The organism is Streptomyces sp. NPDC055749 (assembly GCF_053617235.1).
On sequence record NZ_JBSHFH010000005.1, the window covers coordinates 190285 to 215440 of the forward strand.

Here is a 25156-nt window from a genome sequence, read left to right on the forward strand (position 1 = left end):
ATGGGCGCTCAGCTTCGCGTTTACAAGCGCCGCATCCAAGCCGTCACCGCGACCAAGAAGATCACCAAGGCGATGGAAATGATCGCCGCCTCGCGCATCGTCAAGGCGCAGCGCAAGGTGCAGGCTTCGATGCCGTACGCGACCGAGCTGAACCGCGCGGTCACTGCGGTGGCGACCGGCTCCACCACCAAGCACCCGCTCACCACCGAGGCCGAGTCCCCGGTCCGCGCCGCGGTTCTGCTCATCACGAGCGACCGCGGTCTGGCCGGCGGCTACTCCTCCAACGCCATCAAGGCGGCGGAGCGGCTCCGGGAGCGGCTCGCAGGTGAGGGCAAGGAGGTCGACACGTACATCGTCGGCCGCAAGGGTGTCGCCTACTACGGCTTCCGCGAGCGCAAGGTCGCCGAGTCGTGGACCGGCTTCACCGACAGCCCGGCGTACGGGGATGCAAAGAACGTCGCCGCGCCGCTGATCGAGGCCATCCAGAAGGACTCGGCCGAGGGCGGCGTCGACGAACTGCACATCGTCTTCACCGAGTTCGTGTCGATGATGACGCAGAACCCGGTGGACAACCGGATGCTGCCGCTTTCGCTCGACAAGGTTGCGGAGGAGAGCGGTACGAAGGGCGAGATCCTTCCGCTGTTCGACTTCGAGCCGTCGGCGGAGGACGTCCTCGACGCCCTCCTGCCGCGCTACGTCGAGAGCCGTATCTACAACGCACTGCTGCAGGCCGCTGCTTCCGAGCACGCTGCCCGCCGCCGCGCGATGAAGTCGGCGACCGACAACGCCGGGGATCTCATCAAGAGCCTCTCCCGGCTTGCCAACGCGGCCCGCCAGGCCGAAATCACCCAGGAAATCAGCGAGATCGTCGGCGGTGCCAGTGCTCTGGCCGACGCGACCGCGGGGAGTGACAAGTAATGACGACCACTGTTGAGACGGCCGCTGCCACGGGCCGCGTCGCCCGGGTCATCGGCCCGGTCGTCGACGTGGAGTTCCCCGTCGACGCGATGCCGGAGATCTACAACGCACTGCACGTCGAGGTCGACGACCCGGCCGAGGACGGCGCTCGCAAGACGCTGACCCTCGAAGTCGCCCAGCACCTGGGTGACGGCGTCGTCCGTGCGATCTCGATGCAGCCCACCGACGGTCTGGTCCGCCAGGCCCCGGTGACCGACACCGGCAAGGGCATCATGGTGCCGGTCGGTGACATCACCAAGGGCAAGGTGTTCAACACCCTCGGTCAGATCCTGAACGAGCCGGAGGCCGAAGCTCAGATCACCGAGCGCTGGCCGATCCACCGCAAGGCCCCGGCCTTCGACCAGCTCGAGTCCAAGACCGAGATGTTCGAGACCGGCCTGAAGGTCGTCGACCTGCTGACCCCGTACGTCAAGGGCGGCAAGATCGGTCTGTTCGGTGGTGCGGGCGTCGGCAAGACGGTCCTCATCCAGGAAATGATCATGCGTGTGGCGAAGCTGCACGACGGTGTGTCGGTGTTCGCCGGCGTCGGTGAGCGTACCCGTGAGGGCAACGACCTCATCGACGAGATGACGGACTCCGGTGTTCTGGAGAAGACCGCGCTTGTCTTCGGCCAGATGGACGAGCCGCCGGGCACGCGTCTTCGCGTCGCCCTGTCCGCCCTGACCATGGCGGAGTACTTCCGCGATGTGCAGAAGCAGGACGTGCTGCTCTTCATCGACAACATCTTCCGCTTCACGCAGGCCGGTTCCGAGGTCTCCACGCTGCTCGGCCGTATGCCGTCCGCAGTGGGTTACCAGCCGACCCTGGCCGACGAGATGGGTGTGCTCCAGGAGCGCATCACCTCGACGCGTGGTCACTCGATCACCTCGATGCAGGCGATCTACGTCCCCGCGGACGACCTGACCGACCCGGCCCCGGCCACCACGTTCGCCCACCTCGACGCGACGACGGTTCTTTCCCGTCCGATCTCCGAGAAGGGCATCTACCCGGCCGTGGACCCGCTGGACTCCACGTCCCGCATCCTGGACCCGCGTTACATCACGCAGGACCACTACGACACGGCTACCCGTGTCAAGGGAATCCTGCAGAAGTACAAGGACCTCCAGGACATCATCGCGATCCTCGGTATCGACGAGCTGGGCGAAGAGGACAAGCTCGTTGTCCACCGTGCCCGTCGCGTCGAGCGCTTCCTGTCGCAGAACACCCACGCCGCCAAGCAGTTCACCGGCCTGGACGGTTCGGACGTGCCGCTCGACGAGTCGATCGCCGCGTTCAACTCGATCTGCGACGGTGAGTACGACCACTTCCCGGAGCAGGCGTTCTTCATGTGCGGTGGCATTGAGGACCTCAAGGCCAACGCCAAGGAGCTCGGCGTCTCCTGAGCCTCCGGCTCACCGAGGGGGGCGGGTGTGTCCCGCCCCCCTCACCACGCCCCGTAGAATTGACCCAACACCCGGCTCGACCGCCGGGTGGTGACCCGAGGAGCCACCCTTGGCTGCTGAGCTGCATGTCGAGCTGGTCGCCGCGGACCGCAGTGTCTGGTCCGGCGAGGCCACCCTGGTCGTCGCGCGTACCACGTCCGGCGACATCGGCGTCATGCCCGGTCACCAGCCGCTTCTCGGTGTGCTGGAATCGGGCCCGGTGACGATCCGCACCAGTGGAGGCGACACCGTCGTCGCCGCTGTGCACGGTGGATTCATCTCGTTCGCGGACGACAAGCTGTCGCTGCTGGCGGAGATCGCCGAGCTGGCGGACGAGATCGATGTCCAGCGCGCCGAGCGTGCGCTGGAGCGCGCGAAGTCGGACACGGACGCCGCCGCCGAGCGGCGCGCCGATGTACGACTGCGCGCGGTGGCGGTGCGCTAGCACCCCCACCGACAGTTGTTTTTACTCAGCCGCGGCCCGAGCTGGAATTCTCCAGACCGTGTCGCGGCTGAGGCAATGCAGATGCATTTCGGTCCGGTATCCGTAATCGACGTTGCGAGGAGGTCGGTGGAGATGGTCCTCGCTCTGTGGGTTGGCGGTCTGGTCGTCGTACTGGTCCTGTTGGGTCTGTTCGTGTTCGGCCTGCGCCGCCGGCTGATCCAGCGGTCGGGCGGTACGTTCGACTGCAGTCTCCGCTGGGACATCTCCAAGGAACCGGACCCCACCGGCAAGGGCTGGGTGTACGGCGTCGCGCGTTACAGCGGCGACCGGGTCGACTGGTTCCGGGTCTTCTCCTACGATCCCCGTCCCCGTCGCGCCCTGGAGCGTGCCTCGATCGAGGTGATCGCCCGGCGGCTGCCCGAGGGCGAGGAAGAACTCGCGCTCCTCTCCGACTCCGTCGTGCTCGGCTGTCTCCACCAGGGGACCCGCCTGGAGCTGGCGATGAGCGAGGACGCCCTCACCGGCTTCCTCGCCTGGCTGGAGGCGGCGCCGCCCGGCCAGCGGGTCAACGTGGCCTGAGAGCCGTACGCACGCATCGCACAGACAGCGAAAAACCGGGGAGACAGGGGACGGACCTGTCTCCCCGGCTACTTTCCGGGGCTGTGCGGGTGGAGCAGGTGGTGCCGTGGTGCTACGGCGTGGGGATTACCGGAGACCGCTGTTGATCGCGCTCACCAGTTCGCCGTTGGCGGTGTCACCGCTGAACTCCCAGAAGAACGCGCCTCCCAGGCCCTGGTTCTTCGCCCACGTCATCTTCGAGGTGACGGTGGCCGGGGTGTCGTAGCTCCACCAGTTGGTGCCGCAGTGCGCGTAGGCGGTGCCGGCGACGGTGCCGGTGGCCGGGCAGCTGTTCTTGAGGACCTTGTAGTCCTCGATGCCCGCTTCGTACGTTCCCGATGCCGCACCGGTCGCCGTGCCGCCCGGGGCGGACTGGGTGACGCCGGTCCAGCCGCGTCCGTAGAAGCCGATGCCGAGAAGCAGCTTCTTGGCGGGAACGCCCTTGGCCTTCAGCTTGGCGATCGCGTCGGCGGCGGTGAAGCCGGCCTGCGGGATGCCGGTGTACGAGGTGAGCGGGGAGTGCGGGGCCGTCGGGCCCTTCGCCGCCCAGGCACCGAAGAAGTCGTACGTCATCACGTTGTACCAGTCCATGGACTGTGCGGCGCCCGCGTAGTCGGCGGCGTCGATCTTGCCGCCGTCGGAGCCGTCCGCGGTGATCGCGGCGGTGACGAGGTTGTTCGCGCCGAACTTGGTGCGCAGCGCGGACGAGAGGTTCTTCAGTGCGGCCGGGCCGCTGGTGTCACAGGTGAGACCGCAGGCGTTGGGGTACTCCCAGTCGATGTCGATGCCGTCGAAGACATCGGCCCAGCGGGGGTCCTCGACCAGGTCGTAGCAGGACTGGGCGAAAGCGGCCGGGTTCTGGGCCGCTGCGCCGAAGCCGCCGGACCAGGTCCAGCCGCCGAAGGACCAGAGGACCTTGATGTTCGGGTACTTCGCCTTGAGCTTGCGGAGCTGGTTGAAGTTGCCGCGCAGCGGCTGGTCCCAGGTGTCCGCGACGCCGTCGACCGACTGGTCGGCCGTGTACGCCTTGTCGTAGTCGGCGTAGGCGTCACCGATGGTACACTTGCCGCCCTGGACGTTGCCGAAGGCGTAGTTGATGTGCGTGATCTTCGCGGCGGAACCCGAGGTCACCAGGTTCTTCACGTGGTAGTTGCGCCCGTAGACGCCCCAGTTGGTGAAGTAGCCGAGGTTGATCTTGTCCCCGGGCGGGGGTGTGGTGCCGCCGCCGGTGGTGCGGACCGCCACCGAGCCGCTGGCCGGTCCGGTCTGGTCCGCGGTGTCGCGGGCCTGCACGCTGTACGAGTAGTCGGTGCCCGCGGTCAGACCGGTGTTCGTGTACGTCGTACCGGTGACGGTGGCGACCTTGGCGCCGTCGCGCAGGACGTCGTAGTTCTTGATGCCGTTGTCGTCGGTGGCCGCGCTCCAGGTGAGCTTCGCCGACGTGTCGGTGATGGAGCTCGCGGTGGGAGTGCCGGGCGCGGAGGGGGCGTTGTCGCCGGGGACGCTGCCGCCGTCGCAGGAGGCGCCGTTCAGCTTGCAGCCGCTGGGGGAGCCGGAGCCGGTGCCGTTGAAGCCGAAGCTGATGCTCGCGCCGGGGGCGACGGTGCCGTTCCAGCTGAGGTTCTTGGCGGTCCAGTGGGTGCCGGAACCGGTGACGGTGGCGTCCCAGGCGGAGCCGACCGCGGTGCCGGTGGGGAAGTCCCACTCGATCGTCCAGGAGGAGAGCGAGGTGGTTCCGGTGTTCTTCACCGTCCACTGGCCTTCGAAGCCGCTGCCCCAGTCGGACTTCTTGACGTAGGTGGCGGTCGCCGAAGTGGCGGCCTCGGCGGGGCTGGCCAGGCCGACCATCGCCGCGAGCGGCAGAAGCAGCGCGGTGACGCCCGCTACGGCCTTGGATCGGATGGTGGTGCCGGTACTGAGTCTCTCTCTGAATCCGGCCCGGCGTGGGGGGGTCTCAGTGCTCAACGGTGCTCCTCGGGTGAGGTCCGACAAACGGGGGGTGGTCCGTGGACTGCAAACCCTGCGCCGCCCTGAGTGCGCTTTGTCATGGCGTACTCACCGCAGTGTGCTCGGTGAGATTAGGAAGGTCTGGACCAATCGTCAAGAGGTCCAGACCAAAGATCCGTACTAAACCTCAGAGACCCAACTCCTGCGCGATCACCGCCGCTTGGGCCCGGCTCCGCAGCTCCAGCTTCCCCAGCAGCCTGCTGACGTGCGTCTTCACCGTCGCTTCCGCCATCGAGAGCCGTACCGCGATCTCCGCGTTCGACAGCCCTCCGCCCAGGCATCCCAGAACCTCGCGCTCCCGCCGCGTGAGCGAATCCAGCCCCGCCGGAGCGGGGATGTCCGCCCGGCGTACGGGGGTGGCCCCGGCGAACTCCGCGATCAGCCGTCGGGTCACGGCCGGGGCGATCAGCCCCTCGCCGCGCGCCACGGTCCGTACCGCTTCGAGCAGGTCGCGTGCGTCGGTGTTCTTCAGCAGGAAGCCCGCGGCCCCGGCCCGCAGCGCACCGAAGACGTACTCGTCCAGATCGAACGTCGTCAGTATCAGCACGTCCGCGAGCCGCTCCTCCACCACCTGCCGGGTCGCCGAGACCCCGTCGAGCCGGGGCATCTGCACATCCATCAGCACGACGTCCGGGCGCAGTTCACGGGCCAGCCGCACGGCGGCCTCGCCGTCGCCCGCCTCGCCGACCACCTCGATGTCCGGCGCGCTGCCCAGGATCAGCACCAGACCCGCCCGTACCGCCGCCTGGTCCTCCGCGACCAGTACCCGGATCGTCACTGCCTCACCGCCCTTTCGCCGACGGGCAGTTCGGCCCGTACCCGCCAGATCTTCCGGCCGTCCTCCGCGGGCTCGGGACCCGCCGCGATCGTGCCCCCGAGCAGCGCCACCCGCTCCCGCATGCCCACCAGGCCCGCGCCCGAACCGGGCGCGCGCGGTCCCGGCCTGCTCCCGAACTCACTGCTGATCTCCACTGTGAGGACGTCCCCCTCGTTCGTGAGCCGCACCGCCACCGGCCCCGGGGCGGCGTGCTTCAGCGCGTTCGTCAGGGACTCCTGGACGATGCGGTACGCCGCCAGCTCGACCGGCGCCGGCAGCCGCGCCGGCTCCCCACGCGCGTCCTCCAGCGTGCATGTCAGCCCGCTCGACGCCCCGTTGGTACGCGCCTGCTCGACCAGGACGTCCACCGAGGCGAGGGTGGGCGCCGCACTCGGCCCGCTCTCGGTCCCGCTGTGTCGCAGCAGCCCGATGAGCCGCCGCATTTCGGCCAGTCCCTCGACGCTGTTCTCACGGATCACCCCGAGCGCCTCGCGGGAGGTGCCCGGGTCGTCGATGGAGAGCGCCGCGGTGGAGTGGATGGCGATCGCGGAGAGATTGTTGGCCACCATGTCGTGCAGCTCGCGCGCCATCCGCGCACGCTCGGCGGTCACCGCCTGCGTACGGTCCATCTCGGCGAGCAGCGCGGTCTGATCCGCCCGCAGCCGGGCGGTCTCGGCCGCGTCGCGATGGTTGCGCACGCTGACGCCCGTGATGGCGGGCGCGAACGACACCAGACCCGCCGCGACGCCGATCAGCAGAGCCTCGGCCGTCCTGAACCAGGCCAGGAAGCCGATCGTCACCCCGACCGTGAGCAGGAACGAGGCCACCGGGATACGGCGGGCGGCGCTCGGGGTCCCGTACACCACAGCCGCGTACACGACGTCGGTGAACATCAGCACGGTGGCCAGGTTCCCGACCGTGAACTGGTCGGCGACCAGGGCGGCGAGAGCGATGAGCAGAGCGGTCAGCGGGGCGCTTCTGCGCAGCAGTTCGAGCCCGGCCATCACGGTGAGGGGCACCAGCGCGGCCCATGGGGCGGCGATGGGCCGCGGCCCCTGCATGTGCAGACCGATCAGCCACAGGAACAGACCGCCGAACAGCCCGATGGCCGCGATCAGTACGTCGTGGCGGTGGGGGCGGGAGACGTTGAGCACCCTCCCATCCAACACGGCCGCGCCGGGTGGGACCTCCGTACGACGGGTGAGCCGCGGATACATCGAAGGATGCAGTCGGGCTTCGTCACTGCCGACGACGATCCGGCGCCTCGTAACCGCGAGTCTGGAGGGGACCGGGAGGAGAAGAACCGTGATCGTCGTACTGATCGTGATCTGCGAGGTCGGCTTCTGGCTGCTGCTGGCCGCCGGACTCGCGCTGCGGTACCTGGCGAAGAAGCCCCGGCTCGGCGCCGCGGTGCTGCTGTGCGAACCGCTGCTGGAGGTCGTGCTGCTGGTCGTCACGGCCATCGACCTGAAGAACGGCGCCGAACCCGACTGGAAGCACGGCCTCGCCGCCGTCTACATCGGGTTCACCGTGGGACTGGGCCACTCGGCGATCAAGTGGGCGGACGCCAGGTTCGCGCACCGCTTCGCAGGCGGTCCGCCGCCGGTGAAGCCGCCGAAGTACGGCATGGCGCGGGCCGCCCACGAGTGGCGCACGGCGGCCCGCTGGACGGTCGCAGCCGTGACCGCCCTGGCACTGCTCCAGGCGGCGATCTGGTACGTCGGGGACGACGGGGACATCGGCTCGCTGGAGATGTGGCAGCAGAAGATGCTGTGGGTGATCGGAATCAACCTGATCATCGCCGGCGGCTACACCCTGTTCCCGAAGCAGGCATCCAAGGGGGCCTGACCCCCTCGGACGCCGCCTCTCAGCGGTCGCCGCCCGGCACCCACAGCACGTCCCCGACCTCCTTGTTCGCCGTCCTCGCGAGGATGAACAGGAGGTCGGAAAGACGGTTGAGATACGTCGCGGTCAGCGCGTTCATCACCTCCCCGTGCACCTCCAGCGCCGCCCAGGTGGAACGCTCGGCACGCCGGACGACGGTGCACGCCTGGTGCAGCAGCGCCGCCCCCGGCGTACCGCCGGGAAGGATGAAGCTGCGCAGCTTCTCCAGCTCCTCCAGGAAGCTGTCGCAGTCCGCCTCCAGCTTGTCGATGTAGGACTGCTCGACCCGCAGCGGCGGATACTTCGGGTCTTCCACGACCGGCGTCGACAGGTCCGCGCCCACGTCGAACAGGTCGTTCTGCACGCGGACGAGGACCTTCACCACGTCCTCGGACAGCTGCCCGAGCGCGACGGCCGTACCGATGACGGCATTGGCCTCGTTCGCGTCGGCATACGCCGAGATGCGCAGATCGGTCTTGGCTGTCCGGCTCATGTCGCCGAGGGCGGTGGTGCCCTTGTCGCCGGTACGGGTGTAGATACGCGTCAGATTGACCATGGGGCCAGCCTAGGTATGTGTTCGCCCTCGCGGGGACGCAGGTGGCCAACTGCACGTGGCGCGCCGCCGAATGAGGCGTACCAGTGTGATGTCCGTCATTTGAGACGTGACGCGCATCTCTTCGCCTCCCCAGCGCCCCTCACGGGTACTAATCTCCGCCGGAGAGCGTGTGAACAACCGTTATCCAAAGGGGTGCAAACGTGGCCAGGAAGCTCGCCGTCATCGGGGCCGGACTCATGGGGTCCGGGATCGCGCAGGTCTCTGCCCAGGCGGGCTGGGACGTCGTCCTGCGCGACGTGACCGACGCGGCGCTGGCCCGCGGTCTCGACGGCATCAAGGGTTCGTACGACCGGTTCGTCTCCAAGGGCAAGCTGGAGGCGGCCGACGCCGAGGCCGCGCTCGCCCGCATCACGACGAGCACCGACCTCGACGCCGTCGCCGACGCGGACGTCGTCGTCGAGGCGGTCTTCGAGAAGCTGGAGGTCAAGCACGAGATCTTCCGCGCGCTCGACAAGATCGTGCGCGAGGACGCCGTGCTCGCCTCCAACACCTCCGCCATCCCGATCACCAAGATCGCCGCCGTGACGGAGCGGCCGGAGCGCGTTGTGGGCGTGCACTTCTTCTCGCCGGTCCCGATGATGCAGCTCTGTGAGCTCGTCCGCGGCTACAAGACCAGCGACGAAGCCCTCGCCACCGCACGGGAGTTCGCCGAGTCGGTCGGCAAGACCTGCATCGTCGTCAACCGTGACGTCGCGGGCTTCGTCACCACGCGGCTCATCTCGGCGCTGGTCGTCGAGGCCGCCAAGCTGTACGAGTCGGGCGTCGCCTCGGCCGAGGACATCGACACCGCGTGCAAGCTGGGCTTCGGCCACGCCATGGGCCCTCTCGCCACGGCGGACCTGACCGGCGTCGACATCCTGCTGCACGCCACCGGCAACATCTACACCGAGTCGCAGGACGAGAAGTTCGCGGCTCCGGAGCTGATGCGCCGGATGGTCGATGCAGGTGACATCGGCCGCAAGAGCGGGCAGGGCTTCTACACGTACTGAGAGCGATCATGTCCCGGGCCGCCTGATCTGCCGTCGATCGGGCCCGGGGCCCGGTAGCCGGAAGGTTCCGGCTACCGGGGATCAGTGAGCAACGAGCGGGCAGACGTCACTCCACGGAGTGAATTCGGTATCGGTTCGCTTACAGACGGCAACTTCCTTGTCGTTGCGACAGTCAGTTGTGGCAGAGACAGAACAGACAGACGAACCTTGCTACGGAGTAATCCCGGGGAGCGCATATGCACATCAGGGGCGACCACGCCGAGCTGGTCGTCGGGGGCCGCCTCGACGTCCGAAGCGCGGCGGACGCCCGTACGGTCCTGCACTCGGCCGTCGACGACGGTGTCGGCGATCTCGTGCTCGACCTGACCGAGCTGGATTCATGGGATGCAACCGGACTCGGCGTCATCATGGGCGCACACCGGCGGGCCGGACGGGCCGGACGTCGGCTCGTACTCCGCGGTGTGCCGCCGCAGATGCAGCGCCTGCTGGTCGCGACGAGGCTGCACCGCATCCTGGCCATCGAGGGCGGAATCGCCGCGGAGTCACTGCCGCGCGTCTAGGTCCTGACCGGCGGGTCCGCCGTCCGGATCACGGCGGCAGGGCACCACGGCATGCACGCACAATCCTCACGAGACCGTGATGTCCCGGGCGGCGCGGCACCCCGGCGGTTCGTAGATACTGTGCGAAGGTTTAGGGTTCGGCCGTCTGCCGATTGACGGACCCATGGGCGGACACCGGACCAGAAGCGACAGCTTGGCGTGCGAGGCCGGGAGGGGCAACCGCACGCGACGCATCTGGGGGGCTTTGCAATGGACCCGATCAACCGGGGACCCGAAGAGTACGGCCAGGATCACGACGGCTTCGACGAGGACGGCGTCCCGCGACGGCAGTCCCGCGAACCGCTGACACCCGACTTCGGGCTCCAGACACCGCAGCAGGTCCGCACGGTCCAGCTCATATCGGGCGACCTTCTCCTCACCGTCAACCCGGTCGACGGCAGCGAGGTCGAACCCTGCCCGCCTGGCCGGCAGCCCGAGGCACCCGTCCGGCACACCGCGACCGAGCGCGTGGACCGCGAACGCGCCGCCGCCCCCTCCGTGCCGCCGGGTCCGCCCGGCCCCCAACTGCCGCTCCTGGAACGCCAGGAGGTCCGCGAACGGCTCGTACGGCTGCTGGCACGCGGACGGTCGGTCCGGCTCACCGGACCCGCCGGTTCGGGCCGCACGGCCCTGCTGAACGCTGTCGCCGCCGACTGCGCCGACCTTGCGCCCGACGGCGTCGTACGGCTCAGCGGCCACAAGCGCACCACGGCTGACCTTCAGTACGGGCTCTTCGATGCCGTCTACCGCGCGCCGCTGCACCGCCCCGGCCGTGAGGAACTCCTCGGACTGATCCGCGGCATCGGAGCCGTCGTCGTCCTCGACGACCTGGAGTTCGGCGGCACCGCGCTCGAAGAACTGCTCGACGCCACCCCCGAGTGCGCCTTCCTGCTCGCCGCGACCCCCGACGCCGCCGCGCCCGCCGCCGAATCGCACCTGGAAGAAGTCGCTCTCGCCGGGCTCGGCCGCAGCGCCTCGACCGAGCTGCTGGAGAAGGTCGTCGAACGCTCGCTCACCGAGGACGAGGCGAACTGGGCGGGTGACCTCTGGTTCGAGTCGGAGGGACTGCCCCTGCGCTTCGTCCAGGCAGGCGCGCTGCTGCGCCGCCGCGACCTGCTGCGCGACCCCGAAGCCTTCGACGCGTACGGAGCCGAGGCGCCCTTCGCCGCGGAGAACGCGCCGGAGCCGCCGCTGCCGAGCCTGGGGGAGGGCGCGGCCCCCGCGGTACTGCTCGCCTCCCGGCTGAGCGAGGCCGCGCGCGAGACCCTGCGGTTCGCCGTCGCGCTCGGCGGCGAGGTACCGCACCAGGCGCACCTGCCGGCGCTCGTGGGGGACACCCATGCCGACGCGGCCCTCGGCGAGCTCGCCGGGTGCGGTCTGCTCTCCCCGGCCGGCCCCCGCTACCGGCTGGCGGCGGGCGTCGTCGCCCAGCTGGAGGCCGGTGGATACGGCGAGGGCGCGGCCGACCGCGCGAAGACCGCCGCACAGCACTACGCCTGGTGGGCGGGGCACCCCTCGGTCACGTCCGGGCGGGCGGTCGCCGAGGCCGACGCCGTACTCGCCGCGCTGGCCCACCTGGTGCCCGGCGACCGGCCCGGACAGGCCAGCGTCGCCGTCCTGCTGGCGCGCAGCGCCTCCCCGGCCTTCGCCGCCGGAATGCAGTGGGGTGCCTGGGAGAAGGTCCTCAGAATCGGCCAGGAGGGCGCGAGGATCGCCGGTGAGGTGGCGGAGGAGGCCTACTTCCACCACGAGTTGGGCGTACTCGCGCTCTGCACCGGCAGTCTGGACCGGGCCAGGGCCGAACTGGAGACCTCCATCGGCATGCGCGGGGCCCTCGCCGACAAGTCGGGCGCGGTGGCCTCCCGCAGGGCGCTCGCGCTGGTCGCGGACCGCTCCGGCGGCCCGGTGCCCGGCCTGCGTACCCCGGTGGGCGACGAACTGCCGGACACGCGGTACGAAGGCCCGGCCTCGCCGCCCGGCGGGACACCGGCGCTGCCGCTCTTTCCCCGCCAGACCGTGCCGGGTGAGACGACCGCCGTCATCTCCTCCCGCCCCTCCCGCCCTGGCACGGCGGCGGTCCGCGGTCCCGCGTTCCTTCGCGGCGCCCGGCGCAATCTGGTCGGAGCCGGTGCGGGAGCGCTGCTGGTCGCCCTGCTGGGCACGGTCGTGGCGCTCGGTACGACATCGGACGGCGAGGAGCCGGACAGCCGGAATGTGACGACCGAGCAGTCGACGGACGTGGACGACAGCGAGAGCGGTTTCCCCGCGGACGAGCAGCCGGCGGCCGGTGCGTCCGAGGAGAGCGGGACGCCCGACGGGGACACCACGTCCCCCGGCCCGTCCGGCCAGGCCACGCCGTCGGCAAGCTCCACACCGTCCGCCGACACGTCCGACCCGGGCACCTCGCCCACGACGGACGATCCGACGAGCACGCGGCCGACTACGCCAGGCGTGCCCACCAAGTCACCGTCCAAGTCGCCCACGAAGTCGCCGAGCGAGTCCCCGTCCCCGACCCCGTCGGAATCGGAGTCGGAAACGCCGACCCCGACCCCGACGGAGACGGCGACGCAAACGCAGCCGTCCAGTTCCGACTCGGCGAGTGGGCCGACGGCGGCCACGAGTGAGCCGGGGGAGACGGCCTGAACCTCGTCGTCACCTCCCGGACGGGAGCGGAATCAAGCCCGTCCGGGAGGTGAGGAAGAGAGGAACGGTCAGAAGAGGCGCAGCTTGTCGTCCTCGATGCCCCGCATCGCGTTGTAGTCCAGGACCACGCAGCCGATGCCGCGGTCCGTCGCGAGGACGCGGGCCTGCGGCTTGATCTCCTGGGCCGCGAAGACGCCCTTCACCGGGGCGAGATGGGGATCGCGGTTCAGCAGCTCCAGATAGCGGGTCAGCTGCTCGACGCCGTCGATGTCGCCGCGCCGCTTGAGCTCCACGGCCACCGTTCCGCCGTCCGCGTCACGGCACAGGATGTCCACGGGGCCGATGGCGGTGGGGTACTCGCGGCGGATCAGGGTGTGGCCCTCGCCGAGGATCTCGATCCGGTCGGCCAGCAGCTCCTGGAGGTGCGCTTCCACGCCGTCCTTGATGAGACCCGGGTCGACACCCAGCTCGTGCGAGGAGTCGTGGAGGATTTCCTCCATCGTGATGATCAGTTTCTCGCCCGCTTTGTTCACCACGGTCCAGATGCCCTCGTCGCCGTCCGCGCCCTCTTTGAGGGAGCACGGCGGGGACATCCAGTTGAGCGGTTTGTACGCCCGGTCGTCGGCGTGGATCGACACACTGCCGTCCGCCTTCACCAGGATCAGACGGGGGGCGGAGGGCAGGTGGGCGGTGAGCCGGCCCGCGTAGTCGACGGAGCAACGGGCGATGACGAGACGCATGGTCGGCAACGCTACTCGACGACGGGTGTTCCACGCGATTCCCCCGGCTGTCTCCCGGACGCGTGTGACGCGGGCTCTTCGGGCTTGCCCCTCTTTGAGAGCCTTCGTTATTGGCCGGTTGTGTTCCCAATCTCCTGGTGCGGCCCGGACTGCGCGCTTACCGTGTAAGCAGGAGGTCGCCGTCTGTGTACGCTGCGTCGCCGTCCTCCTTCCCTGCCCGTAAGGCCCCGGCCCACCGTCGGGGTCGCGAGAGGAGAACCCATGTCGCTCGACGTCTCACCGGCGCTGTTGGAACAGGCCGAGCGAGGCGAGGTCGACGAAGCCGACTTCGTCGACTGCGTCCGGACCTCCCTGCCCTACGCATGGGAGATGATCAGCTCTCTGGTGGCCCAGCTGAAGGTCGACGGCGGACAGTTCGCCGACAACCAGACGCCGCCGCCGGACGAGCAGGCACGTGGTCAGCTGCTGCGTGCGCTCGCGAGTGATGCGATACGTGGCGCACTTCAGCGGCACTTCGGAGTGCGCCTGGCATTCCAGAACTGCCACCGCGTAGCGGTGTTCCCGCTGGACGCTTCGGTCGACGAGCGTCTGGCCCGCTTCACCTCGGTGAGGGGCCAGTTGCTCAACCAGTCGCCCGGACTACGGGACTGCTAAACGCTTCTGCTGCCGCTCCGGGCCGCAGGAGGTGCGACAGGCTCCGGGGCGGCAGCTCCCGTACCACCAGCACTTCGAGCGCATCACGTCAGCAACGGCAGCACTTCGGTGCCCAGCCGCAGGACGTTCTCCTCGGTCGCGGAGAGGTCACCCGATCCCTCCACGAGGAGTGCGAAGCGGGTGATGCCGGTCCGCTCCGCGGTCGCCGCGAGGCGGTCGGCCGCGAGGCGGGGCGGACCCACCGGATGCATGCCGCACAGCAGTTCCGTATAGGCGACGGGGTCGCGCATCACCCGGTGCCTGCCGTCGACTGTCACATGGGCGTCCAGGCCCTGTTTGAGCCACCCCGGCATCGCCTTCACGAGCGTCTCCACGGCGTCGGCGGGCCTGTCGGCGATCTGGGCCACCCCTGCGGACACATGTCCGACGCTCTCCACGACGTCGGGCGGGTGCCCGGCCTCCCGGGCGGCGGTGCGCCACAGCGCGACCATCTCGGCCTTCTCCTCGTCCCCGCAGTGCATTCCGAGAAGCATCGGCAGCCCCTTCGATGCGGCGAGCCGGACGCTCTTCGGCGAGGTGCACGCCACGATGACCTCCGGCCCCTCGGGGCCCGCCGGGTCGTCGGCCAGCAGCTCGTCGGCGCGCGGCACGACCGCCACCTCACGGAAGCCGTACCGCTCCCCGGTGCCCGCCACCCGCGGTTTGCTCAGCCAGTCGAGCAGCAGCTCCAGCGATTCCGGGAACTCCTTCTCGTACGCCGGGAGGCCCCCGCCGAACACCTCCAGATCCACCCAGGGTCCGCCCCGGCCCACCCCGAGGGAGAACCGGCCCCCGCTCGTGATGTGCAGCAGTGCGGCCTGCTCGCCGAGTGCCACCGGGTGCTGGGTGGGCAGCACGCTCACCGCCGTACCCACCCGGATTCTGCGGGTGCGGCCGAGCAGCAGCGCGGCCAGTGTGACGGCGGACGGGCATACCCCGTACGGCACGAAATGGTGTTCTGCCAGCCAGACCGAGTCGAGTCCGGATTCCTCCGCGACCTCGGCGGACCGGATCGCCCGGTGCAGTGCTTCACCGGGCCCCTGGCCCGGAAACTGAGCTGCCAGTACGAACGTTCCCACGCGCATCGCCTTCTGCCTCCTTACGGCCGACGCGGTTCTCCCCTATAGGCAACAACGTCTGACACGTGCCAAAGGCACGGTCCACGGGGAAGTTGTTGCGATTTTCCGCTAACTCGCCCCCGGCGCGCCCACGGTCTCATGCCGTTGAGGGCGGCTGCCGGGCCCGATGGGCCTACGCTGGACGGGAAACCGCCCGTTCTGCCCCCATGAGGTGTCACGTGTCTCCGCGCCGAAACCGCCCCCGAGGCGGCGAAAGCCCCACCGACAGCACATTCGCGGAGGGGCAGCGGTACGGCGGCGGCGGAGCCACCGAGAGCTGGCAGGGCGAGGAGTGGTCGGTGCGCCCGGTGAGCGGTGCGAGCGCTGCGGGGAAACGGTACCGCTGCCCCGGCTGCGACCAGGAGATCCCGTCCGGAGTCCCGCATCTGGTCGCCTGGCCCGAGTTCGGCGGCATCGACGACCGCAGGCACTGGCACAAGGCGTGCTGGAACGCGAAGGACCGCCGCACCACACGGGTGCAGCGGTCCAGGAACGCCCCGCGCCACTGAGGAGCGGTCCGTCGCGTCAGACGTCGCGGCGGTCCAGCGAGAGATACGCGCCGGCCATGGCGACGGCGGTCACGCCGAGGATGATCCACAGGGGCTCCCAGCCGGAAGGACCCGACGTGGTGACCGAGGCGTCGTAGAACGCGCCGAGCTGGTTGGGGATCGAGTACTCGAAGAGCGCCTGCTGCAGGTCGGCCAGCGTCTCGGAGAACATGAACATCGCCAGCACGAGCGGCAGCAGCACCACGGCGATCATGATGGTGATCGCGCCGGCGGAGTGCCGGATCAGTGCGCCGAGGGCGAGCGAGAGCAGTCCGAGCGTCGCGATGTAGAGGCCGACCCCCACCGTGGAGCGCAGCCAGTCGTCGCCTGAAGGCTCCGTGCCGTCCACCATCGCCGTCTGGAGGACGCCGACGATCGCGGTCGTCACCGTGGTGATCACGAAGGAAAGCAGGAAGAAGACGATCGCCTTCGCGGTCAGCACCCGGGCACGGCTCGGGCAGGCCGTCAGCGTCGTACGGATCATTCCGGTGCCGTACTCCGACGCGATGGTCAGCACGCCGAGCGTGATCACGCAGATCGAGCCGAGAAGCACACCGAAGAAGCCGAGGCTGAGCACCGGGGTGTTGCCGAGTTCGGCGTCCGAGGCGGTCACCGCGATCGCGGAGAGCAGTCCGATGCCGAGCAGCAGCACGATCATCACGCCGAGCGTCCACATCGTGGAGCGCACGGAGCGGATCTTCGTCCACTCGGAGGCGATCGCGTCACCGAGGCTGGCCCGGCGCACGGGGATGGGCGAGCTGTAGAGGCCCCCCGGAGCGCCCTGCCAGTTCTGCGGCGCCGGGGCCTGCTGCTGGGGCTGGTACGGGGCCTGGGGAGCCGGCGTCGTCATCGGGAGTCCTCGCTGGTCTCGCGCTTGGTCGGTTCTGCGGGAGCGGGCGGAGCGGCGGGCGGAGCCACGGGCGCTGCGGGCGCGGGAACCTGGGCGGCGGCCGGGGCCGCGTACGGGTTCTGTCCCGGCGGCGGCGGGGCGTACCAGCCTTGCTGCGGCATCTCGGGCTGCTGCTGCTGCGGCGGTGCGTAGCCGGGCTGCTGTCCGTAGCCGGCCGGGGCCTGCTGCTGGAGCGCGGCCTTGGCGTCCACCGTCGAGCGGTAGTCCACGGCGCCCTGCGTCATCCGCATGTACGCCTCCTCCAGCGAAGCCTGGTGCGGCGAGAGCTCCCACAGCCGGACGTCCGCGCCGTGTGCGAGGTCGCTGATCCGGGGCAGCTGGAGACCGGTTACCCGCAGGGCCCCGTCCGGCTCCGACATGACCTGGCCGCCCGCCTCGGTGAGCGAGGCGGTGAGCTTCTCGCGCTGCTCCGGGAGGTCCGAGGGGACCCGTACCCGGGCGAAGTCGGCCGAGTTGGCGGAGATGAAGTCCGTGACGCTCATATCGGCGAGCAGCTGGCCGCGCCCGATCACGATCAGATGATCGGCGGTCAGCGCCATCTCGCTCATCAGATGGCTGGAGACGAAGACCGTACGTCCCTCGGATGCCAGCATCTTCATGAGGTTGCGTACCCAGAGGATGCCCTCGGGGTCGAGGCCGTTGACCGGCTCGTCGAAGAGCAGCACCTGCGGATCGCCGAGCATGGCCGCCGCGATCCCGAGCCGCTGCCCCATACCGAGCGAGAAGCCCTTGGAACGCTTGCGCGCCACGTCCTGCAGCCCGACGACGCCCAGGACCTCGTCGACCCGGGCCGCCGGGATGCCTGACAGCTGTGCCAGCGACAGCAGGTGGTTCCTGGCGCTGCGCCCGCCGTGCACGGCCTTGGCGTCGAGCAGCGCGCCCACCTGGCGCGGTGCGTTCGGCAGGCTGCGGAAGGCGTGGCCGCCGATCGTGACGTGGCCCGCGGTCGGAGTGTCCAGGCCGAGCATCATGCGCATGGTGGTGGACTTGCCGGACCCGTTGGGACCGAGGAACCCGGTGACGGCCCCCGGCCGCACCTGGAAGGAAAGGTTGTGCACGGCCGTCTTCGCGCCGTAGCGCTTGGTCAGGCCGACTGCCTCGATCATTCTCCAGCCCCATCGACTTATGTCTGTCGTCGGGGCCCAGGCCACCCGGCCGCACGCCCCCGTAAGAGTTAGGAGGATAACCAGGCCTTGACGGTTCCAGCCAAGTTGTTACGCGTCCCGCTTCTTCAGCAGGACGAAACCACCGGCCACCGCGGCCACCACCCACGCCAGCATGATGCCGAGTCCGCCCCATGGCCCGTACGGCGCCGGGTCGCTGTTCATGGCGTCGGGCACCACCTGCATGATCTTCGCTCCGGCCTGGTCGGGGAAGTACTGGGCCACGTTCTTGGCGCCCGGGACGGCCGACAGGATCTGCGAGACGAGGAAGAAGAACGGCATCAGGATGCCCAGCGACAGCATGGAACTGCGCAGCATCGCGGCCACGCCCATCGAGAAGATCGCGATCATGCCCATGTAGATGCCGCCGCCGAACACCGCCCGCAGCACGTTGTCCGCGCCGAGGTCCGTGCGGTGGACGCCGAGGAGTGCCTGGCCGAGGAAGAACGAGATGAAGCTCGTCGCGAGGCCGACCACCAGGGCCAGGACACCCGCCACCGCGATCTTGCTGAACAGGAACGTGGCGCGCTGGGGAACGGCCGCCAGTGATGTACGGATCATGCCGGAGCTGTACTCCGTACCGACCACGAGGACGCCGAAGACCACCATCGCGAGCTGACCGAGAATCATCCCGGAGAAGCTGATGAAGGTCGGGTCGAAGGTGGCACGCTCCGCGTCGGAGAGGTCGTCGAACTGGGAGTTCATCAGTGCGCACAGCGCCGCGCTCATGGCGACGGTGACGGCGAACGCGGCGATGAGCGTCCAGGTGGTCGAGGAGACCGTACGGATCTTGGTCCACTCGGAGGTCAGGACCGCGGGTACCGATGCCATCGTGGTCATGCTCCCTTGCCGTGATCGGAAACGCCGCTCGCCGTGCGGTTCCACTCCTCGCCCCACTGCGGACCCGCGGGAGGCGGGGGAGGCAGCAGCGCGCCGTCGCGTTCGGAGTGCGCGTGGTACTCCACGGAGCCCGCGGTCATCTGCATGAACGCCTCCTCCAGGGAGGCCCGCTGGGAGCTCAACTCGTGCAGCACGATCTGGTGCCGGGCGGCGAGCTCACCGAGCTGCTCGGTGGTGGCGCCGTCGATCTCCAGCGTGCCGTTGCCCGACTCGACGGCGACGATGCCCTCCCCGTGCAGCACATCGCGCAGCCGCTCCTGCTGCGGGGAGCGCAGCCGTACGTAACTGCGGGAGTTGTCGTGGATGAAGTCGGCCATCGAGGTGTCGGCCAGCAGTCTGCCCTGGCCGATCACGATCAAATGGTCGGCGGTCAGTGCCATTTCACTCATCAGATGGGACGAGACGAAGATCGTCCGGCCCTCGGCTGCGAGGGCCTTCATCAGATTTCTGATCCAGTGAATTCCCTCGGGGTCCAGACCATTGACGGGTTCGTCGAACATCAGGATCTCGGGATCGCCGAGAAGGGCCGAAGCGATTCCCAGCCGCTGGCCCATGCCGAGCGAGAAACCCTTCGACTTCTTCCGCGCCACCGCGCTGAGTCCGACCGTGTCGAGGACTTCCGCGACGCGGCTCGTCGGGATGCGATTGCTCTGCGCGAGACAGAGCAGATTGTTGTACGCGCTACGGCCACCGTGCATCGATTTGGCGTCGAGGAGCGCCCCGATGTACTTGAGCGGTTCCTCCAGCTCGCGGTAGTGCTTGCCGTCGATGCGCACCGTGCCGCTGGTGGGGTTGTCGAGATCGAGCATCATCCGCATCGTGGTCGACTTGCCCGCCCCGTTGGGGCCGAGAAAACCCGTCACCATTCCTGGTCTGACCTGGCACGACAGGTGGTCGACGGCGACCTTGTCGCCGAATCGCTTGGTGAGGCCCTCAAGCTCGATCATGCGTTCACGCTAGAACGGCCGCGCGCCCGGCGCCACCACAAGGGCGGAACCGGGCGCGTGAGAGCTTGCCGGGTGGTACAGCTGCGGTACTCCGGGGTCAGCGGGTCTGCTGAGCCGGAACCCCACGGGTGGCGGGCTCGTCGTCCACCGGGGAGCCGGCGGCGGCCACCGCGGCACCGGTCAGCGTCGCCAGCATCTCGCGGACGTTGGTCAGCTGAGCGTTGATCGAGTCGCGGCGGTTGGTGAGCGCCGCCAGCTCGCGCTCCGATTCGCTGCGGATACGGTCGGCCTTGGCGTTCGCGTCGGCCACGATGTCCTCGGCCTGGCGCTGCGCCGTCTCCACCGTCTGACGGGCCCTGCGCTCGGCGTCCGTGCGGAGCTTCTCGGCCTCCAGGCGGAGCTGCTCGGCGCGGTGCTCGATCTCGGCGAGACGCTTCTCGGCCTTCGCCTGACGGGACGCGAGGTCGCGCTCCGACTGCTCGCGGCGCTTCGCCAGGTTCGTCTCGAAGTCCGCGGCGGCCTGGGCGGCCTTGGCGCGGGTCTCCTCGAAGAGGGCGTCGGCCTCCTCGCGCTTCTGCTGAGCGTCCTTCTGCGCCTCGGTGCGCAGCGTGGTCGCCTCACCCTTGGCCTTCTCGACGATGCGAACGCCCTCGTCCTCGGCCTTCGCCTTGCGCTCCGCGGAGAACGACTCCGCGTCGTTGCGCACCTGCTGGGCGGCCGACTCGGCCAGCTCGCGGTGCTGCTCGGCCGCGCGACGGGCCTCCTCGCGCAGGTCCTTCGCCTCCTCCTCGGCGAGGCGGAGGATCTTCTCGACGCGGGCGCCGAGCCCGGCGTACGACGGCTCGGCGTCGTTTACCTGGGCCTGGGCGTTCTGCGTTTCGAGGTGGAGCTCCTCGATGCGCTTTTCCAGAGAGGTGATTCGGGCCAGGGCACTATCACGGTCGGCGACGAGTTTGGTAATGCGGTCGTCCACCTGACCGCGGTCGTAGCCACGTCGCACGAGCTCGAAGCCGAAGGGGGAGGAAGGGTCACTCATGGGGTTCCTGTCGAATGAGACCGGTGAGGTGATAGGGGGAATCCTAGGGGCCTGAGCGGCGTGTCAACGTGCAGATGCCGCTTTGATCTGGAGAATGACACCCCTTTTGAGTGGCTGACCCCCGGAGCGCTTGCCACTCGAAGGGTTGAATGTCCATGTCGAAGCATGTGACGCGGTTGCACGGCTAGCCCTCGGACGACTTGCCACCTGATCGGTTGGCAGCAGCGGCTCCGGCCTTGACGCCACCGGGCGTACTTCCGTTGGCCGCCTTCCCGCCTCCCGTCGGTGCCTCGAAAGACTCCAACGCTTCGAGCACGTCCTGGACACGGGAAATCTCCGCATTGATGTCTTCGCGCCTGCGCACGAGCACGTCGAGCTCGCGCCGGCCCTCGTCCACCGTCTGTTTCGCCTCCGCCTCCGCCTCCGCGCGCAGCTTCTCGGCCTGGCCGATCAGGGACGCCTTCTTGAGCTCGGCCTCCTTGAGGAGCGACTCGGCGCGCTTCACCGCGGCGATCCGGACCTTGCTCGCCTCCGAATTGGCGTCCGCCAGCAGCTCCTTGGCCTTCGCGGCGGCCTCGTCGCGCTGCTCCGTCGCCGCCTTCATCAGCTTGTCGACGCGCTCGCCGGCGGTCTTCATCTGCTCGGAGGTCTCGCGGCGGGCCCGCTCGTGCAGTTCCTCGATCTCGCTCTCCAGACGGGTCCGGAGCTCCTCGGCGCGTTCGCGGGTGGCCGTGGCGTCGCGGCGGGCGCCGACCAGGAGTTCGTCGGCGTCCGTACGCGACCGCTCCACCAGGGTGTTGCCCTCGACCGTCGCGTCCGAGGTGATCCGCACGGCTTCCTTGCGGGCCGCGCCGACCATCGTGTCCGCCTGCTCCTCGGCCTCGGTGGCGGCGCGCAGCGCCTCCTCCTGGGCCTTGTTGATGAGCTGGTCGGCCTGTTCCGCGGCGTCGGCACGGCGCTTCGACGCGGCCTCGCGTGCCTCGTCGAGCAGCCGGTCCGCCTCCTGGCGGGCCTCCGAGCGCATCTGCTCGGCCGCCGACTCCGCCTCGCTGCGCACCCGTTCGGAATCGGCACGGGTCCGTGCGGCGTGCTCCTGCGCCGAGCCGACGGTCTCCGCCGCCTCCGCGCGCAGGCGTTCGGCCTCGTTGGTGGCTTCGCCGAGCAGCTGGTTGGTCTGCTCGGACGCCTCCGAGCGCAGCCGGCCGGCCTCCTCGGTGGCCTCGCGGACGAGACGCTCGGCCTGAGCCGCCGTCTCCGTACGGACCCGCTCGCTCTCGCCCGTCGCCTCGCCGACGAGCCGGTCGGCCTGCGTGGCCGCCTCGCTGCGGATGCGGTTGGCGTCCGAGCGTGCCTCGGCGCGGGAGCGCGAGGCGTCCTGCTCGGCCGACGCGAGTGCGTCGGAGGCTTCCGTACGGACCCGCTGGCTGTACTCCGAGGTGTCGGCGCGCAGCCGCTCGGACTCGGTGATCGCCTCGGAGACCGTCCGCTCGGCCAGCGTCTTCGCGGCCTCGGTCTCCTCGTGCGCGACCCGGCGGACGCGGTTGGCGTCCTCGGTGGCACGCTCCCGCTCGGCGTAGGCGTCGGCGCGGACCCGGTCGGCCTCCTCCTGCGCCTCGGTCCTGGTCCGCTCGGCGACGTGCTCGGCGGTGGAGCGCAGTCCTGCGATCTCCTCCTCGGCCTGCTCCTGGAGACCGGCGACGGAGTCCCGTACCTGCTGTGCGGTCTGCTCGGCGGCGGAGACCATCTCGGTCGCCCGGCGGTCCGCCTCCTCGACCAGGCGCTGGGCCTCGGCCTGCGCCTCCTCGACGCGCTTGCGCGCGGATGCGAGGAGCTCCTCGCTCTGCTCGCGGGCCCGCTCGCGCTCCTGGTCCGCCTCGGCGCGCGCGGCACCGAGCGTCTCCTCGGCCTCGCGGCGGCGCCTGTTCGCCTCCTCCTGGGCGGCGGCGAGGGCCTCGGCGGCCTCCGTACCGACCCGCTCGGCGGCGGCGGCGGCCTCCGACCGCACCCGGTTCGCGCTCTCCTGCGCCTCGGACTTGAGGCGCTCGGCCTCGGCGGCGGCCTCACCGCGCAGCCGTACGGCGACGGACTCGCCCTCCGCGCGGGACTGCGCGGCGTCGGCGGCGGCTTCGGTACGCAGCCGCTCGGCCTCCGTCTCGGCCTGCTCCCGGAGGGTGCGCAGCCGCTCGGCGGCCTTGGCGCGCAGCCGCTCGGCCTCCTCGTTCACTTCGAGACGGACACGCTCGGCCTCGGTGCGGGCCTCGCCGAGTGCCTCCTCGGCTGCGGTGACCCGCTTCTCGGCCTCGGTGTGCAGCCGGGTGAGCTCGTCGGCAGCCTCGGTCTGCCGGGCGGCGACCGCGCGCTCGGTGTCCTCGCGGAGCTCGGCAGCGGCCCGCTCGGCGGCGGCCGTGGTGGACTCGGCCTGTTCGTCGGCCTCGGTCCGCATCCGCTCGGCCTCGGCGTGGGCGCGCTCCAGCGTCTCCTCCGCCTGCTTGCGCAGCGTGGTGGAACGCTCGGACGCCTCTGAACGGACCCGGTCGCTCTCCGCGCCCGCGGAGGTACGCAGCTCGTCGGCGTCCGCCTTGGCCTTGGTCAGCAGCTCCTCGGCGGTGCGCGCACCCTCCTCGATCTGCTGGACGGCCTCGCGGCGGGCCTCGCCGCGGATGCGCTCGCCCTCGGCGACCGCCTCGGAACGCAGCTGCTCGGCCTCGCCGCGCAGCCTGCGCGCCTCCTCCTGCAGCTCGACCGTCTTGGCCCGGTACTCCTTGGTGTCGTCCTTGGCGGCGCCCTTGAGCTGATCCGCCTGCTCGGCGGCCTCGCCGCGCAGCCGGTCGGCCTCGGCCTCCGCCTCGCGGCGGATGCGGTCGGCCTCCTCGCTCGCCGACCTGGTCGTGGACCTGGCGTCGTCGGACGCCTTGGTCAGCACCTCCTCGGCCGTCCTGGCCGCCTTGGCGAGCTGGGCGGCGGTGTCCTCGGCAGCCGCGGTGCGGGCCTTCTCGGACGCCTCGGACTTGAGCCGGTCCGCCTCGGCACGGGCGTCGGCGAGCGCCTGCTCGGCCTCCGCCTTGAGCGCTTCGGCGTCCTTCGTGGCCTCGCCGACCAGCCGGGCGATCTCCGACTTGGCCGTACGGGTGCGCTGCTCGTTCTGCGACTCGGCGCCGGCCAGCCGCTTGACCGCTGCCTCCTTGGCCTCGGTGACGACCTTCTCGGCCTCCAGGCGGGCCTCGCGCAGCTGCGTCTCGGCCTCCTGCATGCGCTGTTCGGCGGCCCGGTTCAGCTCGGTGGTCTGCTGCCGGGTCTGCTGGGTCTCCGCCGTCGTCGAGGTGCGCAGCTGCTCGGCGTGGGAGGTGGCCTCCTGCGCCTGGTCGGAAGCCGCGTTGATCAGACGCTCGGCGTCCCTGCGGGCCCGCAGCAGGAGCGCTTCGGCTTCTGCGCGGGCCGACTCGGCCTCGGAGCCCAGCCGTTGACGGGTCTCGTCCGCGACGCGGGTGGCCTCGGTACGGGCCGCGGCGAGCGACTGCTCGGCCTCGGCGCGCGACTCCTCCAGGAGCCGGCGGGCCTGCGACTCGGTGCGGGCGCGCAACTGCTCGGCCCAGGCGACGTTCTCGTTGACGTGGGACTCGACGGTCTGGCGGCGCTCGGCCAGCTCCTGGTCGAGCCGCTGGCGCCGCTGCACGGCCTCGGTGTGCAACTCGGCCTGGAGACGGGCCTGGTGCTCCGCGTGCTCCTGAAGGATCCGCTGCGTCTGCGCACGGGCGTCACGCAGCTCGCGCTCGGCGTCGGTGCGCAACTGGTCGGCCTGGATCTGGGCATTACGGAGGAGCTGTTCGGCCTGGTAGCCGATGTCCGCGCTGTCGTACGCGGGACGGGTCGCGAGATTGCGCCGGGCCTCGTGCAGCTTGGCGCGCAAGACCTCGACCTGGTAACCGAGGTCCTCGGCGTGCTGGACGGCCTTCTCCCGGTCGGTTTTCAGCCGGTCCATCTCGGCTTCGAACCGCGAGAGATGGTCGTCTTCAGCTCGGTGGCTCTCCTGGCGTTCGTAGCCCCGCACTGCGCGGTCCCATCCTTCCCCGAGCTCTCAACTTCG

At 70.0% G+C, this 25156-nt stretch carries 22 protein-coding genes; 10 read left to right on the top strand and 12 right to left on the bottom strand.

The genetic code is table 11. The features are described from left to right. The 4 genes from ACWGO0_RS05920 to ACWGO0_RS05935 all read left to right on the top strand — a co-directional run bounded on the left by ACWGO0_RS05920 (position 1) and on the right by ACWGO0_RS05935 (position 3423). The gene (locus ACWGO0_RS05920; protein ID WP_453528579.1) at positions 1-918 is read left to right on the top strand and encodes a F0F1 ATP synthase subunit gamma; all 918 of its coding nucleotides are present in this window, start codon (positions 1-3) and stop codon (positions 916-918) included. Further along, complete coding sequence (gene atpD, locus ACWGO0_RS05925; RefSeq protein WP_362835161.1) at positions 918-2360, top strand: F0F1 ATP synthase subunit beta; 1443 nt, start codon at positions 918-920, stop codon at positions 2358-2360. The genes ACWGO0_RS05920 and atpD overlap by 1 nt, the downstream gene beginning before the upstream one ends. Before the next feature lie 109 nt (positions 2361-2469). Next, the gene (locus ACWGO0_RS05930; protein WP_383783708.1) at positions 2470-2844 is read left to right on the top strand and encodes a F0F1 ATP synthase subunit epsilon; all 375 of its coding nucleotides are present in this window, start codon (positions 2470-2472) and stop codon (positions 2842-2844) included. A 132-nt stretch (positions 2845-2976) separates the two neighbouring features. Beyond that, entirely contained in the window at positions 2977-3423 is a 447-nt protein-coding gene (locus ACWGO0_RS05935; RefSeq protein WP_453528583.1) for a DUF2550 domain-containing protein, read from the top strand. 126 nt (positions 3424-3549) lie between these two features. Here the strand turns inward: ACWGO0_RS05935 and ACWGO0_RS05940 are convergent, their stop codons facing one another. The 3 genes from ACWGO0_RS05940 to ACWGO0_RS05950 all read right to left on the bottom strand — a co-directional run bounded on the left by ACWGO0_RS05940 (position 3550) and on the right by ACWGO0_RS05950 (position 7440). Next, positions 3550-5427 carry a glycosyl hydrolase family 18 protein gene (locus ACWGO0_RS05940; protein WP_453528586.1) on the bottom strand — a complete coding sequence of 626 codons (1878 nt, stop codon included), beginning with the start codon at positions 5425-5427 and terminating at the stop codon, positions 3550-3552. A 169-nt stretch (positions 5428-5596) separates the two neighbouring features. Beyond that, positions 5597-6247, bottom strand: a complete 651-nt coding sequence (locus tag ACWGO0_RS05945; protein WP_453528589.1) for a response regulator — start codon at positions 6245-6247, stop codon at positions 5597-5599. Continuing rightward, positions 6244-7440, bottom strand: coding sequence for a sensor histidine kinase (locus ACWGO0_RS05950; RefSeq protein WP_453528592.1), 1197 nt, complete (start codon positions 7438-7440; stop codon positions 6244-6246). The genes ACWGO0_RS05945 and ACWGO0_RS05950 overlap by 4 nt, the downstream gene beginning before the upstream one ends. A 151-nt stretch (positions 7441-7591) precedes the next feature. Here ACWGO0_RS05950 and ACWGO0_RS05955 point away from each other — a divergent pair, with 151 nt between their 5' ends. Beyond that, positions 7592-8134, top strand: coding sequence for a hypothetical protein (locus ACWGO0_RS05955; RefSeq protein WP_453528595.1), 543 nt, complete (start codon positions 7592-7594; stop codon positions 8132-8134). Positions 8135-8153: 19 nt separating this feature from the next. Here ACWGO0_RS05955 and ACWGO0_RS05960 read toward each other — a convergent pair whose 3' ends face one another. Further along, positions 8154-8726, bottom strand: a complete 573-nt coding sequence (locus tag ACWGO0_RS05960) for a cob(I)yrinic acid a,c-diamide adenosyltransferase (protein WP_453528598.1) — start codon at positions 8724-8726, stop codon at positions 8154-8156. A 200-nt stretch (positions 8727-8926) separates the two neighbouring features. Between ACWGO0_RS05960 and ACWGO0_RS05965 the strand changes: the two genes are divergently transcribed. From ACWGO0_RS05965 to ACWGO0_RS05975, 3 genes are all read left to right on the top strand, one after another. Next, complete coding sequence (locus tag ACWGO0_RS05965; protein ID WP_453528601.1) at positions 8927-9775, top strand: 3-hydroxyacyl-CoA dehydrogenase family protein; 849 nt, start codon at positions 8927-8929, stop codon at positions 9773-9775. A 236-nt stretch (positions 9776-10011) separates the two neighbouring features. After that, a complete protein-coding gene (locus tag ACWGO0_RS05970; RefSeq protein WP_003966237.1) occupies positions 10012-10335 on the top strand; it encodes an STAS domain-containing protein in 324 nt (107 codons plus the stop codon). 249 nt (positions 10336-10584) lie between these two features. Beyond that, complete coding sequence (locus ACWGO0_RS05975; protein WP_453528605.1) at positions 10585-13017, top strand: ATP-binding protein; 2433 nt, start codon at positions 10585-10587, stop codon at positions 13015-13017. Between the two features lie 68 nt (positions 13018-13085). Here ACWGO0_RS05975 and nucS read toward each other — a convergent pair whose 3' ends face one another. After that, on the bottom strand, positions 13086-13757 hold the full coding sequence (gene nucS, locus ACWGO0_RS05980) for an endonuclease NucS (RefSeq protein ID WP_453528608.1): 672 nt from the start codon (positions 13755-13757) through the stop codon (positions 13086-13088). A 261-nt stretch (positions 13758-14018) separates the two neighbouring features. On the opposite strand from nucS, the gene ACWGO0_RS05985 reads away from it, so the two are divergent. Next, positions 14019-14411: an SCO5389 family protein gene (locus ACWGO0_RS05985; RefSeq protein ID WP_307124930.1), complete on the top strand. Its 393-nt coding sequence runs from the start codon at positions 14019-14021 to the stop codon at positions 14409-14411. An 83-nt stretch (positions 14412-14494) separates the two neighbouring features. On the opposite strand, the gene ACWGO0_RS05990 is transcribed toward ACWGO0_RS05985, so the two are convergent. Further along, positions 14495-15535 carry an LLM class flavin-dependent oxidoreductase gene (locus tag ACWGO0_RS05990; protein WP_453528612.1) on the bottom strand — a complete coding sequence of 347 codons (1041 nt, stop codon included), beginning with the start codon at positions 15533-15535 and terminating at the stop codon, positions 14495-14497. Between the two features lie 212 nt (positions 15536-15747). On the opposite strand from ACWGO0_RS05990, the gene ACWGO0_RS05995 reads away from it, so the two are divergent. Then, positions 15748-16077: an ATP/GTP-binding protein gene (locus ACWGO0_RS05995; RefSeq protein WP_453528615.1), complete on the top strand. Its 330-nt coding sequence runs from the start codon at positions 15748-15750 to the stop codon at positions 16075-16077. Between the two features lie 16 nt (positions 16078-16093). On the opposite strand, the gene ACWGO0_RS06000 is transcribed toward ACWGO0_RS05995, so the two are convergent. The 6 genes from ACWGO0_RS06000 to scy all read right to left on the bottom strand — a co-directional run bounded on the left by ACWGO0_RS06000 (position 16094) and on the right by scy (position 25120). Then, complete coding sequence (locus tag ACWGO0_RS06000) at positions 16094-16966, bottom strand: ABC transporter permease subunit (protein WP_453528618.1); 873 nt, start codon at positions 16964-16966, stop codon at positions 16094-16096. Further along, positions 16963-18132, bottom strand: coding sequence for an ABC transporter ATP-binding protein (locus ACWGO0_RS06005; RefSeq protein WP_453528621.1), 1170 nt, complete (start codon positions 18130-18132; stop codon positions 16963-16965). The genes ACWGO0_RS06000 and ACWGO0_RS06005 overlap by 4 nt, the downstream gene beginning before the upstream one ends. Before the next feature lie 108 nt (positions 18133-18240). Continuing rightward, on the bottom strand, positions 18241-19020 hold the full coding sequence (locus ACWGO0_RS06010; RefSeq protein ID WP_453528624.1) for an ABC transporter permease subunit: 780 nt from the start codon (positions 19018-19020) through the stop codon (positions 18241-18243). Positions 19021-19025: 5 nt separating this feature from the next. After that, on the bottom strand, positions 19026-20036 hold the full coding sequence (locus ACWGO0_RS06015; protein ID WP_453528627.1) for an ATP-binding cassette domain-containing protein: 1011 nt from the start codon (positions 20034-20036) through the stop codon (positions 19026-19028). A 97-nt stretch (positions 20037-20133) separates the two neighbouring features. Beyond that, positions 20134-21072 carry a cellulose-binding protein gene (locus ACWGO0_RS06020; RefSeq protein WP_453528630.1) on the bottom strand — a complete coding sequence of 313 codons (939 nt, stop codon included), beginning with the start codon at positions 21070-21072 and terminating at the stop codon, positions 20134-20136. A 184-nt stretch (positions 21073-21256) separates the two neighbouring features. Further along, a complete protein-coding gene (scy, locus tag ACWGO0_RS06025) occupies positions 21257-25120 on the bottom strand; it encodes a polarized growth protein Scy (RefSeq protein WP_453528633.1) in 3864 nt (1287 codons plus the stop codon). Between the last annotated feature and the right edge of the window lie 36 nt (positions 25121-25156).

Bases quoted from the DNA above. Each gene is read 5' to 3' on its own strand.
- ACWGO0_RS05935 (WP_453528583.1), top strand. From the start codon at position 2,977: ATGGTCCTCGCTCTGTGGGTTGGCGGTCTGGTCGTCGTACTGGTCCTG.
- ACWGO0_RS05920 (WP_453528579.1), top strand. From the start codon at position 1: ATGGGCGCTCAGCTTCGCGTTTACAAGCGCCGCATCCAAGCCGTCACC.
- ACWGO0_RS05985 (WP_307124930.1), top strand. From the start codon at position 14,019: ATGTCGCTCGACGTCTCACCGGCGCTGTTGGAACAGGCCGAGCGAGGC.
- ACWGO0_RS05990 (WP_453528612.1), bottom strand. From the start codon at position 15,535: ATGCGCGTGGGAACGTTCGTACTGGCAGCTCAGTTTCCGGGCCAGGGG.
- ACWGO0_RS05975 (WP_453528605.1), top strand. From the start codon at position 10,585: ATGGACCCGATCAACCGGGGACCCGAAGAGTACGGCCAGGATCACGAC.
- ACWGO0_RS06005 (WP_453528621.1), bottom strand. From the start codon at position 18,132: ATGATCGAGGCAGTCGGCCTGACCAAGCGCTACGGCGCGAAGACGGCC.
- ACWGO0_RS06010 (WP_453528624.1), bottom strand. From the start codon at position 19,020: ATGGCATCGGTACCCGCGGTCCTGACCTCCGAGTGGACCAAGATCCGT.
- nucS (WP_453528608.1), bottom strand. From the start codon at position 13,757: ATGCGTCTCGTCATCGCCCGTTGCTCCGTCGACTACGCGGGCCGGCTC.
- atpD (WP_362835161.1), top strand. From the start codon at position 918: ATGACGACCACTGTTGAGACGGCCGCTGCCACGGGCCGCGTCGCCCGG.
- ACWGO0_RS05960 (WP_453528598.1), bottom strand. From the start codon at position 8,726: ATGGTCAATCTGACGCGTATCTACACCCGTACCGGCGACAAGGGCACC.
- ACWGO0_RS05970 (WP_003966237.1), top strand. From the start codon at position 10,012: ATGCACATCAGGGGCGACCACGCCGAGCTGGTCGTCGGGGGCCGCCTC.
- ACWGO0_RS06000 (WP_453528618.1), bottom strand. From the start codon at position 16,966: ATGACGACGCCGGCTCCCCAGGCCCCGTACCAGCCCCAGCAGCAGGCC.
- ACWGO0_RS06020 (WP_453528630.1), bottom strand. From the start codon at position 21,072: ATGAGTGACCCTTCCTCCCCCTTCGGCTTCGAGCTCGTGCGACGTGGC.
- ACWGO0_RS06015 (WP_453528627.1), bottom strand. From the start codon at position 20,036: ATGATCGAGCTTGAGGGCCTCACCAAGCGATTCGGCGACAAGGTCGCC.